Origin of the sequence: Advenella sp. S44 (assembly GCF_002810445.1) — a bacterium.
Taxonomy (GTDB): domain Bacteria; phylum Pseudomonadota; class Gammaproteobacteria; order Burkholderiales; family Burkholderiaceae_B; genus Advenella.
Genome location: NZ_NEXS01000003.1, coordinates 1 through 14,480, shown reverse-complemented (window position 1 = coordinate 14,480; position 14,480 = coordinate 1). Strand labels below are relative to the sequence as shown.

Sequence of the window (14,480 nt, the reverse complement as noted above, 5' to 3'; positions counted from 1 at the left end):
GCCCGTCGTATCATGTCCATAGCTCCCCAAATTGCGATCAATGCCACCTATATGCGCGGTGGCACCAGTAAAGGCGTATTTTTTCTTGAGGATGATCTTCCGCGGGAACCACAACTGCGCGATGCACTGCTATTAAGAGTCCTGGGTAGTCCGGATCGCTATAGCCAGCAGATCGACGGTATGGGAGGAGGCAGCTCAAGCACCAGCAAAGTGGTAATTCTGCGCAAATCGACCCGTCCCGGTTGCGATGTCGATTATCTGTTCGGCCAGGTTGCCGTCGACAAGCCGCTCATTGACTGGAGCGGCAATTGCGGTAACCTGAGTGCGGCGGTAGGCCCGTTTGCCATTTTCTCGGGTCTGGTGCCGCCTGGCAGCGGCAGCCACGCCACCATCCGGATTTGGCAGCGCAATATCGAGCAGGTCATCGTATCCCGTGTGCCTCTGGTCAGCGGACAGGTGCAGGAGACCGGTGATTTTCACCTGGACGGCGTCACTTTTGCGGCAGCTGAAATAGAGCTGGACTTTATCGGCGGCGCCGGCACAGGCTCGCTCTTCCCGACCGGCAGGGTACTGGATAACCTGGACGTGCCAGGCGTTGGCCTGATCGAGGCCACGCTGCTTACCGCCGGCAACCCGGCGGTATTTATTGATGCCTCGGTACTGGGCCTGCACGCGACCGAATTGCAGAAAGACGTGAACAGCAACACGCAACTGCTTGCCAAGCTGGAGCAAATCCGCGCGCAGGCGGCCGTGGCCATGGGAATGGTAGAAACGACCGAACAAGCCAGCGCGCACATGCCATCCACGCCCAAGATCGCCTTTTTTGCTGCGCCTCAATCCTATACGGCATCAGATGGCGCGCACGTGTTGGCAAGCAGCGTGGATATTTGCGCTCGCATTTTGTCCATGGGCAAGCTGCATCATGCCATGACAGGCACCGGCGCCATCGGCATTGCAGTCGCAGCCGCGATTGCGGACACCGTGGTTTCGCGCATTCTGGGAGGCCCGGTTCAGTCGCTCACGTTTGGCCATCCTTCGGGATCCTTGCGGGTTGGCGCCAGCACCCGTAAAACCGCAGACGGCTGGCAGCTGGACTGTGTCAGCATGAGTCGCAGTGCCCGCCGACTGATGACAGGGCAAGTGTGGGTGCCTGGCGATGTCGCCCCGGCGCAGGTACGCTGAAGGAAAGACCCGCCATTCAATACCCTAGCGTCACCCCATCCGGATTGCGCGGATCTGAGTAACCGTACATCATATTGTCGCGAATCTGTATGGTTTGCGTACGGCCCATTGTGGGCTTGACCACAACCTTGTAGCCTTGTTTTTTAAGTAGTTCGGTGGTGTCCCGGCTGAATCCCGGTTCCAGTCGCAGCTCGTCTGGCAACCATTGATGGTGAAAACGTGGCAGCGCTGCGGCAACAGCAGGATTCATGCCGAAATCAATACTGTTGGTGAGCGTCTGCAATACGGTTGTGATAATACGGGCGCCGCCGGGACTGCCGGTCACCAACCATGGCTTGTTGTCCTTGAGCACCATGGTTGGCGTCATGGACGACAGCGGCCGCTTGCCGGGCTCGATCGCGTTGGCCTCACCCCCAATCAGACCAAAAGCGTTGGGCACGCCGGGTTTGGAAGAAAAGTCATCCATTTCGTTGTTCAGCAAGATACCTGTATTGCCCGCAACAATACCGCTGCCAAAATTCAGGTTCAGGGTATAAGTCACTGCAACCGCATTGCCGTCCTTGTCTACGACCGAGTAGTGCGTGGTCTGATCGCTTTCGTACTTCTGTGGCTCACCGGGCTTGATCTCCTTGGCTGGCGTCACTTTCTCTTCGGCAACCAGCTTGGCCAACTCATCGGCATAGGATTTGGCGGTCAGCCCTTTTTGCGGCACTTTCACAAAATCGGTGTCGCCCAGATGTTCGGAGCGGTCAGCATAAGCGCGCTTCATGGTTTCGGCCATCAGGCGAATGGTTTTGGCGCTATTGGGGCCCGACTCATTCAGCGGGAAATGTTCCAGCACGTTTAGCATCTGGATGATATGGATGCCGCCAGAACTGGGAGGCGGCATGGAGACGATCTTATAGCCCCGGTATTCGCCGGTAACCGGCTCGCGTTCCATCACTTTGTAATTGGCCAGGTCTTCTTTGCTGATCAGGCCCTTGTGCTTGCTCATTTCCTGCACGATCTGATCGGCAATGGCACCCTTGTAAAAGGCGTCGCTGCCCTGCTCGGCGAGCATTTTCATGGAGGCAGCCAAGTCTTTCATGACCAGTTTATCACCCGCCTTGAGCGGTTCGCCGTCCTTGAAGAAAATGGCCTTGGTCGAATCCCATTTGCCCAGGTTGTCTTTTTCCACCTCCAGGGCTTCTGCCAGTGTCGGGCTGACCGCATAGCCGTTTTCAGCAAGCGCGATGGCCGGCTGAATCACATCGGCAAGCGACATGGTGCCCCATTTTTTCAGGGCATGTTCCATTCCCTTGACCGTGCCGGGCACGCCAACGGCAAAGTGGGTATACAGGGATTTATTGTTGATGACCTGGCCTTTGTCGTCCAGATACATGTCGCGACCTGCCTTGGCCGGGGCCATTTCCCGAAAATCGAGCGCAATGGTTTTGCCCGACTTGGCGTCATTGACCAACATAAAGCCGCCTCCGCCCAAGTTTCCGGCGTTGGGCAGCGCGACTGCCAGGGCAAAGCCGACCGCCACGGCGGCATCAATAGCATTGCCGCCCTTTTTGAGGATTTCCAGGCCGATTTCCGAAGCCAGACGCTGTTCGGATGCCACCATGCCGTTTCTGGCGCTGACTGGATGGAAGATATCCATGTCATAGTCATACTTGATGGTAGGCGGCGCGGGCAGGTTGACGGTGCTGGCGGGCTGCTGTTGCGCCGCGACAGGGCCAACACTCAGCGCCAATGCGACACTCATGCAGATTGCCGACAGCGAAAGCCGGCTTATTGTTTTATTGAACAACATGTCTGTACTCCTCGGTTTTTTAGATACGTATCCTGCACTAGCGGTACGACCTGGCGCTGTGCTGGCGCGCGTGTGTGTCAAATGATTGAACAAGATTGTAAAATCATCCACCATAAATTGATAGATGTGGATACCGCTGTTTAACCCTTCTTACAATCTGTTTTTATTCTCATGCAAAAGGGGGCCGTTTCACCACTCGCCGCCCTTTTTCACCTGCTCCAGCTGGCGACGATCCCGCTTGGTAGGACGGCCTTGCATAATACTGAGAGCCGGTTCGCCTGCCAGACGCCGCTGCTCCTGCGCAGCTTCGCGGGCCAGCCGGCTCGCTTCGGTCTCTTCATAAAGCGTTCGGGCAACTGGCGCGGGGCCCCGGACCGCAGACAACGCCAGCACCTGGACCGTGGTCGTGGTCTGGTCGCGCCTGACCGCGATCAGATCGCCTATATTCACTTCGCGAGCAGGCTTGACCGGCTGGTCATTGACCAGCACCCGGCCCTTGCCGATTTCGGTGGCGGCCAGCGAGCGCGTCTTGTAAAAACGTGCTGCCCAGAGCCATTTATCAATACGTAGTTTTTCCATAGGTTGATTCGTAAGCGGTTGTCGACAGAGGGACCTGACAGACGATGCGCTGTTGTCTCGTGTTGCTTTCGGACGCAGCAAGCTGCGAATCTATTGTAGTCGCATTTGGCAGCAGGCGCGGTGGCGATTTTCGCGTCCATGCCAGCCCGGGTCATCCAACTGTTGCGTGGCTCCGATTGGGTGTAAACTCTTTGCCGAGATCAGACTCCTTTGCCCCTGGAAATCATGAAACTATTTTTACGAGCGCTTTTTGTCGGCGCCGCAATGCTCTGCACGGCCGGTCCCGCCAATGCCCGTGCCGTTGATATCGGCTGTGTCAGCACCACCTGGCGCATCCTGAACAATGACAAGGTCTGCGTGCAGTCTTTCAAAGATCCACAAATCGACGGCGTAACTTGTCACTTGTCCTACGCAAAAACGGGCGGAGTGACCGGTGCGCTGGGTTTTGCTGAAAATCCGTCCCGGTTCTCTTTGTCGTGCCGTCAGACCGGCCCGCTCAAAGCAACGCAGCCCGTGCGCAAGGTACAGCAAGACGTATTTACCCAGCGCATGAGTTTTCTGTTCAAGGGACTGAACGTCTCGCGCCTGGTCGACGTCGAGAACCAGTCCCTGATCTACCTGGTTGTGAGTGAAAAGCTGATTGACGGCTCGCCCTTCAACAGCATATCCGTGGTCCCGTTGATGCCCTGGCGCGAGGTCGAGCCGGCCATCACATTCAAGTGAACCGGTATGACAGGTCATAGCATGCAAGGCCGCCTGGCATGATTGTCGATGTACTCGGCAGCCTGGATACCACGCGTCCATGGTGGACGCCGTTGCGCGCATGGCTGCCGGGCGGCACGCGCTGGCAAGCGCAACTGGGGCCGCTTGCCAAAACGGCTTTGCCGGATGCGCCTGGCGCGCAGCCAAGCCCCACCGCGTCCATACCGGTGGCGCAGTTGCTCAATGCATTGGCGCCGGCGGCATGCCCCGTGCGCTTCACCGATCAGTGCTCGTTGCCGGCAGGAGTGGCCTATGAGTCATTTATCGGACAAAACGGCCTTTGCCCGACGCGCGACAATCTGCATGATTTTTTCAATGGCCTTTGCTGGTTCAGATTCCCTAAAGTGAAAACCCTGTTCAACAGGATCCAGTGCCAGCAAATTCTTCACCAGGGCGTAGGTCAGCGGCGCGGCGTGATCCGCGATACGATCACGTTGCTGGACGAAGGCGGCGTTTTTCTGCAGGCGCCTCAAGCCTTGTGGGAGTCTATTGAGCAACGTGACTGGCATCGCGCTTTCGTGCAACAGCGCGACTTGTGGCAGCAAACGCAAGTGGCCATTATCGGCCACGCCCTGCTGGAAAAATGCGTCACCCCCTACAAGGCGATCACAGCCAATGTGATACGCATCCCGGCTGGCGTCAACGCCTGTGATATTGACGAAGTCATGGCGAACGCGCTGGATAAAATCCTGAGGCAGGAACCCCTGCTGGTCAAACCTCATTGCCCCTTGCCGGTCATGGGCATCCCGGGCTGGGATGCCGCCAGTGAAGATCCGGCTTTTTATGAAGACAGGCAGGTCTTTCGGCCGCCGCGCCGTTAAGGCCAGGCCGCCGGCGATTAACGTTGTTACTGTGCAAAAATACCAAACTGCTGCATGGCCTTGAACAGCATGTACGCAGCTAGCGCAAACAACAGGCAGGCAAAAACCTTACGCAATTTGTCCACAGGCAGGGTATGTGCCTGGCGCGCTCCTACGGGGGCCATCAATACGCTCATGATGACCAGCAGCACCAGGCCGGGCCAGTAAACATAGCCCAGCATGCCGTCGCCGATGCCAACTTCCCTGATTCCCGACAGAATATACCCGACGCTATTGGACAGTGCGATGGGAAAGCCCAGCGCGGCGGATGTCGCGACCGCATTACGCAAAGGCACATTGCACCAGACCATGAAAGGAACCGACAGGAATCCGCCGCCGGCACCCACCAGTCCCGAGATAAAGCCGATCCCCGTGCCGGCGGCCGTGCGCCCCGCCATGCCAGGCAATTGCCGGGACGGCTTGGGCTTCTTATTACGCAACATGTTCATGCCTGAGTAGCCCACGAACAGGGCAAAGAACAAAGACAGCGCCGCGCCATGCAAATAGGCAAACACCGCCCCGCCGGCCAGCAGGCCGCCCAGCACAATGCCCGGCGCCAGCGTAAATACGACAGACCAGAGCACAGCGCCTTGCCGGTGGTGGGCTCGCATACTGGAAATTGAGGTAAACAGAATCATGGCCATGCTGGTCGCAATGGCTGAGTGCACGGCAAGGTCAGGCGACATCAGTGAGGCGCCGAACAGCAAAGTCAGAAACGGCACCAACACCATACCGCCGCCCACGCCAAGCAGGCCAGCCATGAAGCCGCCAAAGGCGCCCAGCGCCAGTAGGGCAATAATGGTCAGGACGGTCATCGACGGCTCTCCGGCTCGCACCGTCCCGGCTGCAACAACGCACGCGTAAACCCACGCCGGCGAGCCGTGCGATACCCTCGCATTATTTCAAATTCCCCGACAGGAACTGCTGCAAGCGCGGGCTTCGTGTATTGCCAAAAACGTCATCAGGAGACCCTTCTTCTTCGACCGTGCCCTGATGCAGGAACATGACATGACTGGCCAGGTTGCGGGCGAAGCCCATTTCATGGGTGACCACAATCATGGTTCGTCCTTCTTCGGCCAGCTTTTGCATGACGCGCAACACTTCACCGACCAGTTCAGGGTCCAGTGCTGATGTGGGTTCGTCAAACAGCATGACTTCGGGCTCCATCGCCAGGGCGCGGGCAATTGCCACGCGCTGCTGCTGACCGCCAGACATCTGTGCCGGATACTGATTTTCCACGGCCGGGGGCAATCCCACCTTGTTCAGATACTGACGCGCGCGCTCAACGGCGTCAGCCTTGGATACTCCCAGCACATGCATGGGCGCTTCAATAATGTTTTCAAGCGCGGTCATATGCGCCCACAGATTAAAATGCTGAAACACCATGGCCAGCTTGGTGCGAAAGAGCTGCAAGCGCTTTTCGTCCGACACACGCAAGCGTCCCTTGGCGTCTTTGCTGACGGTGAGCGTTTCACCATTGAGCGATACCGTACCGCTATTGGGTTGTTCCAGGAAGTTGATGCAGCGCAGGAAGGTACTTTTTCCGGAGCCACTGGAACCGATCATGGCGATCACGTCCCCCGCTTTGGCCTGCAGCGATACGCCTTTCAATACTTCGTTTTGTCCGTAAGACTTGTAGATGTTCTGAACATCGAGTTTATACATAACGATCCTAGTGTTGGCTGTGGCCCAGAAAGCCCAGCGTTCTTTTTTCCAGCCTGCGGAACAGTGCCACGAGAACGAACGAGACACACATATACAAAATGGCAGCCGTCCCGTAAGCGGCAAACGTCAGATAGGTGGCGGCGTTGGCATCGCGCGCCACCTTCAGGATATCCGGAACGGTGGCTGTAAACGCCAGTGAAGTGGCATGCAGCATGAGAATGACTTCGTTGCTATAGGCCGGCAGCGCCCGGCGCAGCGCCGAAGGCAGAATAACGCGCGTGTACATTTTATACCGGGACATGCCGAAAGCTCGCGCCGCATCCAGTTCGCCGTGCGCGCTGTTTTTGATGTAGCCGGCAAAAATCTCGGTGGTATAGGCAAGCGTGTTGAGTACGAGGGCCAGCACCAGGCAGTTGTAGCCGCTCATGAAAAAGGATTGCAGCAGCGGCGTCTCGCGCACCACCTGCAGGCCGATGACACCACTATAGATAAGCAATATCTGCACATACAGCGGCGTGCCACGGAAAACATAACTGAAAAACCAGATCGGCCAGGCGATCCAGCGATTTTTCGAAACCCGGCCAACCGACATGGGAATGGCAAGCACCAGCCCCAACACCAGGGCCAGCACCAGCACCCACAGGGTGACGGCCAACCCGGAAAACACCGTACCGTCCCAGAATAGCAGCGGTTTCCAGTAATCATTCAAAATGACCAGGAAATTATTGAGGGACTCGATCACAGCTGCGCCTCCCGTACGCCCACAGCGTACTTACGCTCAAGCAGCCATAATGCGACATTCGAAACCGTGGTCAGCACAAGATAGATGAATCCCGCCACGCAAATGAACAGGAACATAGACGAGGTGGCGCGACCTGCGCCCTGAGTCACCTGAACCAGGTCGGTAAGCCCGATAATAGACACCAGGGCCGTCGCCTTAAGCACGACCTGCCAGTTGTTACCTATGCCCGGCAAGGCAAAGCGCATCATTTGCGGAAACAGCACACGCCAAAATACCTGGGTACTGCGCATGCCGTAAGCTCGTGCCGCCTCCAACTGACCTCGCGGCACGGCAATGAATGCGCCGCGAAAGGTTTCAGCAAAGTAAGCGCCATAAATGAAGCCGATGGTAAGTACGCCGGCGTAGAAGGGCTCAATTTCAATCACTTCCATGCCCAGCATATCGGTAATTTCATTGAGCCCCATCTGGATGCTGAAAAAGATAAGCAGCATCAGCACCAGATCGGGCACGCTGCGTATCAGCGTGGTGTAGACCTTGGCCAAGCCACGCACCAGACCATTGCCAAATAGCTTTGCGCTGGCCCCGATCAGGCCCAGCACGAACGCGACCAGCAGTGACAATAGTGCCAGTTTGATGGTCTCCCAGGTTCCATGCAGAATCTGTGCGCCATATCCATACAAAAACATGCTATTGCTTCACATTTTTCAGGTCGACTTCGCCCGGCTTGAAGTATTTTTCGGCAATATTGGCCATACTGCCGTCCTGTTGCAACTCACTTAACGCAGCATCAATGGCTTGCTTGAGTTTGCTGTCGGATTTGCGCAAGCCGATGGCAATTTCACCCGTCAACGCCGCATCGTCTGTAATGGGTTCGCCCAGGAACGCAAAATCACTGCCCTCGGGCCGGTTCAGGAATCCGCTCTGCCCGTTGGGTTTTTCAATAATGGCTGCATCAATGCGCCCTGCCGTCAGATCAGCAAAGGTCTGGTTCTGATCCTGATACGAGATAATGGTCACGCCATTGCTGCCCCACTGCTTCTTGGCATAGGTTTCCTGGGTGCTGCCCTGCAGGGCGCCCACCCGTTTGCCCTTCAGGGATTCGACAGTAGGCAGCAGCCCGCTATCTTTGCGCGCCATCAACTGGGTAGGAATCCCATAAATGGGGCGACTGAAGGCAAGCACTTTTTCGCGCTGCGGCGTAATCTGCATGCTGGAGTGAATCAGCGTGATCTTGCGTGCGGTCAGGGCCGGGATCAGGCTATCGAAAGACTGTTCGACCCACACGCACTTGGCCTGCAATTTTTCGCAAACCCGGGCCATGACGTCTGGGTCAAAACCCACAATTTCGCCTTCGGCGTTTTTATATTCGAACGGCGCGTAACCCGGTTCGATGCCAATTTTAAGTTCTTTCCACTCACTGGCCAGCGCCGTTGCGCCAAAGCCAGCAGACAGGCCTACCGCGACGGCGAGCAGCCAATTTTTCATATTCATCATGATTTCACTTCCTGAATTTTTCTACCAAGAGAGGCGTTCGGGGGTGATCGTCTGTGTCGACCAGCCTGCACCCACGCTTCCTGAATCCGAAATAGTACTGATTTGTCGACCGTCTGACCACTAGGGATCACCTCTAGCGCGAATTTTGTCTGATCGGTATTGCCCAGGGCAGTCGCGGCACGACCATTCACAACTGCCGGTTATTCTTTATAATGGCATCTTTCGACCTTCTGTCTTTGCTGGATTTTCCCATGATCACTCCCTTTCCCAAGCCCCTTGCGCCGATTCAGCTCGAAGGGCACGGCATTGTGCTTCAACCCATGCGTCTGGCCCATGCAGAAGGGCTGCGTAACGCAGCGGCAGACGGCGAACTATGGAATCTGACCTTCACCTCGGTGCCTGAACCCGGCGAGGAAACCGCGTATATAGAAGCGGCGCTCAAGGGCCAGCAGGAAGGACACATGTTGCCTTTCGTGGTGCTTGATGCCAAAACCCGCAAAATTATCGGAACCACCCGATATCACGACATTGTCCCTGATATCGCCCGGCTTGAAATCGGCTACACCTGGTATGCCCAGTCGTGGCAGCGCACCCATGTCAATACGGTCTGCAAATACCTGATGCTTTTTTATGCGTTCGAATCACTCAAGGCCAATGTGGTCGGCTGGCGTACCGACAATCTGAATCAGCGCTCGCAGAGCGCCATCGAGCGCCTGGGCGCTAAAAAAGATGGTGTGCTGCGTGGCCATGCCCTGCGTCGCGATGGCACGGTTCGTGACACGCACATGTATAGCGTAACGCAGGCTGAATGGCCGACAATCAAACAGAAGCTGAAGGAAAAGCTGCCCAGGTAGTTCCTCCGCTCCTGCCGGCGGCACTTACCGTGCCGCTCCCTTGTCTTTTCTTGCTGTTTTCATGACCTCTGTACTGACATCCCTGTTTCCGATTGCCGCCTGGCTGCTGGCCGGCTATGCGATTGGCTATCTGCTACCTTCTCGTACGGTCACCTTCCTGTCGCGCGCCATCACGCCGTTCGTCTGGATCATGCTGTTTGCCATCGGTTATCGTTTCGGGCAGCAATTGTCAGTCATGCACCAATTGCTACTTATTCTTCAAACCGCAGCGCTGTATTCTGTAGGCATTACCTTATTTTGCGCGCTGGCATTACTGGCGCTATTTCGCAGTAACAGGCGCTCGCAGGCGACCGGCCATGACCTGGGAATCATGCACGTCATCCGCGAATGCGGCATAGCCCTGGGCTTTCTGTTGGCCGGCCTTGGCCTGGCGGTGCTTATGACTCGCTGGGCCATCGCGCTGCCCATCCCAAGTTCGGAATTTTTTCTATACCTCCTGCTCTTTCTGATTGGCGCCGATCTGGCGCATACGCCTTTGCAACGCAGTGCGATCCGTGCGGCGATGTTTACGCTACCCCTGATCGTGTTGGTTGTTTCTTTACTCTCGGGCGCCTTCATCGCCTGGGCTACCGACACCGATATCCGCCATGGGCTGCTGCTTGGCAGCGGTTTTGGCTGGTTTTCGCTGTCGGGCGTGATGGTTACGGCAAAACTCGGGGAGTTTTACGGCGCCACAGCGCTGCTCACGGACTTATTCCGGGAGCTGCTTGCCATCGTGGTGCTGTTTTTTGCCGGGGCTCGTTACCCAATGACCGGTATCGGCGCTGCCGGGGCGACCGCGATGGACACCACGCTGCCTATTGTTCGAAAAACCGCCGGCAATCCGTTTCTGATGACCGCAATATTTTCCGGCGTCGTACTCAGCCTAATCGCCCCTTTCCTACTGAGCTACGTGCTTTCCTTATTTGACTAAATATGGTATAATTGTTGCGAAATATAGGCTAAGTTCGCTTAGTTTACGTTATTATTCGGCATTTTTCAGTATTTATTAAAATGCTGTTTTGAATAATTTTGCGTTTGGCGCGTGTTTATTGCATTTGTAATCGCATTTCTGGATTTCATTTGTAATGACATTTCGCAGTTCCCTTTGTAGCGGCGTTGGGGGAAAAACTTTGGTTATTGCCTTAACTAAGGCATTAGTTATTACATTTGCGAATTACAGCTGCGAACGAGATCTGTAATGACATTTGTAATGGCATTCGAAAGTGCATGGAGAGCATTTCACGCATTTTACTTGTCATGACTTTAGAAATTGCGTCTGTGTTCGCATTGGAAATCCTGTTTGCAATGGGATTGAAAACCGCATTCGGTTGTCACATTCTGCTATTGCATTCCGTTATTGCTCCCTACGCCCTTCACAATGCTTTTACGCTCAAGGTCCAATCCGATGCGCGTGAACTGAGCCGCTCTACAGGTTCTTGCCTATAAGCGATTGTTCTTGAGTTTTTACTGTTTAGCTTTTGGTATCACCACTGGCTGTTGTTCTTTACACCACTGTTGTCAGGTGTGGCGCCCCGCTCATACTAAAGAGCGCCGGAACGCAGCCAACCTTCACATAATCGCTCGTATATGCCTGCGCGGGAAATTTCGGGCACGAGACAGCGCTATATCCAGAATGACAGATCGTCATAATACCCGCGCACCAAACGTCCACGTCTTCCCGACGGCGCGTGCAACCGAACCCGAAGAGCCATTTCAATGAATGGATGCCCGCCAGGCAATAGGCGTTTACTATTGAGCTCTTTTCGCGATATTTGTTTTTAACTATCACCAATATAAATATAATAAATTTTACTAATCACAATCCATTGCGTACAATGGATACATCTGATGAAACAACGCTGTATTACCTAGCGGTGTCCGAACCGGCAGCGGCTTGCTCATCTCACTGTTTGTTTCACTAACATAAGGAATCCAATATGTTGCAGAATAAAGAAGGTCAACGCGTCCCATCCGTAACATTCCCGGTTCGCGCCGGCGATGCATGGAAAAAGGTATCTACTGATGATATTTTCAAAGGCAAAACGGTTGTCGTGTTCTCATTGCCTGGCGCATTTACGCCGACATGCTCATCAACGCACCTGCCTCGCTACAATGAACTGGCCAAATCATTCAAGGAACGCGGCGTCGACGATATCATCTGCGTATCTGTGAACGACACCTTCGTCATGAACGAATGGAAATCGCAGCAAGAAGCTGAAAACATTACTGTTATTCCTGACGGCAACTGCGAGTTCACCGAAGGCATGGGTATGCTGGTCGACAAAAACGACCTGGGCTTTGGCAAACGCTCTTGGCGCTATTCCATGCTCGTCAAGGACGGCGTGGTTGAAAAAATGTTCATCGAACCGGAAAAAGAAGGCGATCCGTTTGAAGTGTCTGATGCCGACACCATGATTCGCTATATCGACAAAGACTACCAGGATAAGCCATCTATCGTCATGTTCAGCAAGCCTGGTTGCGGCTATTGTGCTAAAGCCAAAGCTCTGCTGAAAGAAAAAGACTTGCCATTCGAAGAAGTCGTACTGGGCAAAGATGCCAGCACGGTCGCCATTCGCGCCATTACCGGCAAAACCAGCACACCACAAATCTTCATTGGTGGTGAATATATCGGCGGCAGCGACGAACTGACAGCGCATTTCGCAGGCAAGTAAGCCTGTTGACCATGTCATGGCGACAGTTCGCACAGTCAGGCCAGCGGCCTGACTCGCGATGCAGTCTTATCTGTCCCGGGTCATTTGCGGCAGACCATGACTGAAATTGCGTTGCGCGATGTTATTGACACGCGTGCGTGACAATACAAAGCCGATGTATCGGCAGCGGGCACACATTCGTGATGCCGCTGCTTTTTTTTCGCCCGCAAACCGGTAGAATCCAATCTGGTTGCGTCAAAAACTCCAATATCAGGGACCGAATATGAAATCAATCAACGCCGATGCTGTCATTCTGGGCGGAGGCACTGCCGGCATGAGCGCGTTTCGCGCCGCCCGCAAATCCACAGACAGTGTATACCTGGTAGAAGACCACCAGTTTGGTACTACCTGCGCGCGCGTCGGTTGCATGCCTTCAAAATTGCTTATCGCCGCCGCCGAAGCCGCGCATCATGTGCGCCAAGCCGAGCAGTTCGGCGTGCATCCGGATGGCGCCCTGCGCATCGACGGTCACCAGGTCATGACGCGTGTGCGCTCCGAACGCGACCGATTCGTCGGTTTCGTGCTTGAAGATGTACAAGCCTTTCCCGCCGACCATCGCATTCTGGGCAGGGCCCGCTTTAAAAACGAACACGTCGTCATAGTAGACGATCATACGGAAATCACAGCAAAACGCATTGTGATTGCGACCGGATCTCGTCCATTTGTCGTACCTGCCTGGCAGTCGCTGGGGGAACGCCTGATTGTCAACGATAATGTCTTCGACTGGGAAACCCTCCCGGCCAGCGTTGCCGTGTTTGGCGCTGGCGTCATCGGCCTGGAAATCGGACAGGCGCTACACCGGCTTGGCGTCAAAGTGCATGTATTTGGCAAGGACAATGCGCTCGGTGGCATTACCGATCCCGTTGTACTGGAAAAAGCGCTGGACATTTTTGGCCAGGAAATGGACCTGCACCTGGATGCAGACACGCAGGTCAGTCTGTTGCCAAGCGGCAAGGGCGTGAAAGTAGACTACTCAGAAAACGGCACTAGCGGCACGGTGACCGTGGATTACCTGCTGGCTGCCACCGGCCGCAAGCCCAACGTAGAAGATCTTGGCCTGGAAAATGTGAATATCGACCTGGACCAACGCGGCGTACCCAAGGCCGATCCCTACACGATGCAAACCAGCGTGGCACATATTTTTATTGCGGGAGATGCCTCCAATCAACTGCCCCTGTTGCATGAAGCCGCTGACCAGGGATTCATCGCAGGCGTGAATGCCGGTACGTTCCCCACCGTGACCGAAGGCCTGCGCCGCTCTCAAATCAGCGTGGTCTTCAGTGATCCGCAAATTGCCAGCATCGGCATGCGGTACAAAGAGATAACCGATAAGTATGACAGTTGTGGTTGCTACGCTGTTGGCGAGGTGTCTTTCTCAAATCAGGGACGCAGCCGTGTGATGGGCGTCAACAAAGGCCATCTGCGCATTTATGCGGAACATGGCAGCGGACGCTTGCTGGGCGCTGAAATGGTCGGACCCGCAGCCGAACATCTGGCTCATCTGCTAGCCTGGGCCCATCAGCAGAAAATGACGATTACGCAGATGCTTGACATGCCGTTCTATCATCCGGTTATTGAAGAAGGCGTGCGCACCGCCTTGCGTGATCTCAGCGCCAAGCTGCGCCTGACCAAAGACCTGGCCGGCGAATGTGTCGAATGCCCGGGACAATAAGTTTCATCAAGACGGGCAGCCGCTGTCCGCTGACGGCAAACATCGTCGGACGATAGCGAAAAAACAGGGACTCGTGCTTATTGCGCCGTCCCTGTTTTTTCGTATGCACACATCCGACG

14 protein-coding genes are annotated in these 14,480 nt (G+C 55.3%); 7 read left to right on the top strand and 7 right to left on the bottom strand.

Features of this window, described 5'->3' with window-relative positions:
- The first annotated feature begins 12 nt into the window (after positions 1-12).
- A complete protein-coding gene (gene prpF, locus CAP48_RS04010) occupies positions 13-1,182 on the top strand; it encodes a 2-methylaconitate cis-trans isomerase PrpF (RefSeq protein WP_100694755.1) in 1,170 nt (389 codons plus the stop codon).
- 16 nt (positions 1,183-1,198) lie between these two features.
- Here prpF and ggt read toward each other — a convergent pair whose 3' ends face one another.
- Both ggt and CAP48_RS04000 read right to left on the bottom strand, forming a co-directional pair.
- A complete protein-coding gene (gene ggt / locus CAP48_RS04005) occupies positions 1,199-2,980 on the bottom strand; it encodes a gamma-glutamyltransferase (protein WP_100694754.1) in 1,782 nt (593 codons plus the stop codon).
- A gap of 189 nt (positions 2,981-3,169) precedes the next feature.
- Positions 3,170-3,559, bottom strand: coding sequence for an RNA-binding S4 domain-containing protein (locus CAP48_RS04000; RefSeq protein ID WP_100694753.1), 390 nt, complete (start codon positions 3,557-3,559; stop codon positions 3,170-3,172).
- Between the two features lie 225 nt (positions 3,560-3,784).
- Between CAP48_RS04000 and CAP48_RS03995 the strand changes: the two genes are divergently transcribed.
- Both CAP48_RS03995 and CAP48_RS03990 read left to right on the top strand, forming a co-directional pair.
- On the top strand, positions 3,785-4,282 hold the full coding sequence (locus CAP48_RS03995; protein WP_100694752.1) for a CreA family protein: 498 nt from the start codon (positions 3,785-3,787) through the stop codon (positions 4,280-4,282).
- Between the two features lie 38 nt (positions 4,283-4,320).
- Positions 4,321-5,142, top strand: coding sequence for a DUF3025 domain-containing protein (locus CAP48_RS03990; protein WP_100694751.1), 822 nt, complete (start codon positions 4,321-4,323; stop codon positions 5,140-5,142).
- A gap of 26 nt (positions 5,143-5,168) precedes the next feature.
- Here CAP48_RS03990 and CAP48_RS03985 read toward each other — a convergent pair whose 3' ends face one another.
- The 5 genes from CAP48_RS03985 to CAP48_RS03965 form a co-directional block, all read right to left on the bottom strand.
- Complete coding sequence (locus tag CAP48_RS03985) at positions 5,169-5,996, bottom strand: sulfite exporter TauE/SafE family protein (RefSeq protein ID WP_100694750.1); 828 nt, start codon at positions 5,994-5,996, stop codon at positions 5,169-5,171.
- Between the two features lie 82 nt (positions 5,997-6,078).
- The gene (locus tag CAP48_RS03980) at positions 6,079-6,846 is read right to left on the bottom strand and encodes an ABC transporter ATP-binding protein (RefSeq protein ID WP_100694749.1); all 768 of its coding nucleotides are present in this window, start codon (positions 6,844-6,846) and stop codon (positions 6,079-6,081) included.
- Positions 6,847-6,853: 7 nt separating this feature from the next.
- On the bottom strand, positions 6,854-7,585 hold the full coding sequence (hisM, locus tag CAP48_RS03975) for a histidine ABC transporter permease HisM (RefSeq protein WP_100696582.1): 732 nt from the start codon (positions 7,583-7,585) through the stop codon (positions 6,854-6,856).
- Positions 7,585-8,274, bottom strand: coding sequence for an ABC transporter permease (locus tag CAP48_RS03970; protein ID WP_100694748.1), 690 nt, complete (start codon positions 8,272-8,274; stop codon positions 7,585-7,587). The genes hisM and CAP48_RS03970 overlap by 1 nt, the downstream gene beginning before the upstream one ends.
- 1 nt (position 8,275) lies before the next feature.
- Positions 8,276-9,082, bottom strand: a complete 807-nt coding sequence (locus CAP48_RS03965; protein ID WP_153045649.1) for a transporter substrate-binding domain-containing protein — start codon at positions 9,080-9,082, stop codon at positions 8,276-8,278.
- 251 nt (positions 9,083-9,333) lie between these two features.
- Here CAP48_RS03965 and CAP48_RS03960 point away from each other — a divergent pair, with 251 nt between their 5' ends.
- From CAP48_RS03960 to CAP48_RS03940, 4 genes are all read left to right on the top strand, one after another.
- Positions 9,334-9,936 carry a GNAT family N-acetyltransferase gene (locus CAP48_RS03960; RefSeq protein WP_100696578.1) on the top strand — a complete coding sequence of 201 codons (603 nt, stop codon included), beginning with the start codon at positions 9,334-9,336 and terminating at the stop codon, positions 9,934-9,936.
- Between the two features lie 61 nt (positions 9,937-9,997).
- Positions 9,998-10,909, top strand: a complete 912-nt coding sequence (locus CAP48_RS03955; protein ID WP_100694747.1) for a lysine exporter LysO family protein — start codon at positions 9,998-10,000, stop codon at positions 10,907-10,909.
- 1,006 nt (positions 10,910-11,915) lie between these two features.
- The gene (locus CAP48_RS03945) at positions 11,916-12,650 is read left to right on the top strand and encodes a glutathione peroxidase (protein WP_100694745.1); all 735 of its coding nucleotides are present in this window, start codon (positions 11,916-11,918) and stop codon (positions 12,648-12,650) included.
- Between the two features lie 262 nt (positions 12,651-12,912).
- Complete coding sequence (locus CAP48_RS03940) at positions 12,913-14,361, top strand: dihydrolipoyl dehydrogenase (RefSeq protein WP_100694744.1); 1,449 nt, start codon at positions 12,913-12,915, stop codon at positions 14,359-14,361.
- Positions 14,362-14,480 lie beyond the last annotated feature (119 nt).

Coding starts and splice junctions, on each gene's coding strand:
- prpF (WP_100694755.1), top strand. CDS start 13: ATGTCCATAGCTCCCCAAATTGCGATCAATGCCACCTATATGCGCGGT.
- ggt (WP_100694754.1), bottom strand. CDS start 2,980: ATGTTGTTCAATAAAACAATAAGCCGGCTTTCGCTGTCGGCAATCTGC.
- CAP48_RS04000 (WP_100694753.1), bottom strand. CDS start 3,559: ATGGAAAAACTACGTATTGATAAATGGCTCTGGGCAGCACGTTTTTAC.
- CAP48_RS03995 (WP_100694752.1), top strand. CDS start 3,785: ATGAAACTATTTTTACGAGCGCTTTTTGTCGGCGCCGCAATGCTCTGC.
- CAP48_RS03990 (WP_100694751.1), top strand. CDS start 4,321: ATGATTGTCGATGTACTCGGCAGCCTGGATACCACGCGTCCATGGTGG.
- CAP48_RS03985 (WP_100694750.1), bottom strand. CDS start 5,996: ATGACCGTCCTGACCATTATTGCCCTACTGGCGCTGGGCGCCTTTGGC.
- CAP48_RS03980 (WP_100694749.1), bottom strand. CDS start 6,846: ATGTATAAACTCGATGTTCAGAACATCTACAAGTCTTACGGACAAAAC.
- CAP48_RS03970 (WP_100694748.1), bottom strand. CDS start 8,274: ATGTTTTTGTATGGATATGGCGCACAGATTCTGCATGGAACCTGGGAG.
- CAP48_RS03965 (WP_153045649.1), bottom strand. CDS start 9,082: ATGATGAATATGAAAAATTGGCTGCTCGCCGTCGCGGTAGGCCTGTCT.
- CAP48_RS03960 (WP_100696578.1), top strand. CDS start 9,334: ATGATCACTCCCTTTCCCAAGCCCCTTGCGCCGATTCAGCTCGAAGGG.
- CAP48_RS03955 (WP_100694747.1), top strand. CDS start 9,998: ATGACCTCTGTACTGACATCCCTGTTTCCGATTGCCGCCTGGCTGCTG.
- CAP48_RS03945 (WP_100694745.1), top strand. CDS start 11,916: ATGTTGCAGAATAAAGAAGGTCAACGCGTCCCATCCGTAACATTCCCG.
- CAP48_RS03940 (WP_100694744.1), top strand. CDS start 12,913: ATGAAATCAATCAACGCCGATGCTGTCATTCTGGGCGGAGGCACTGCC.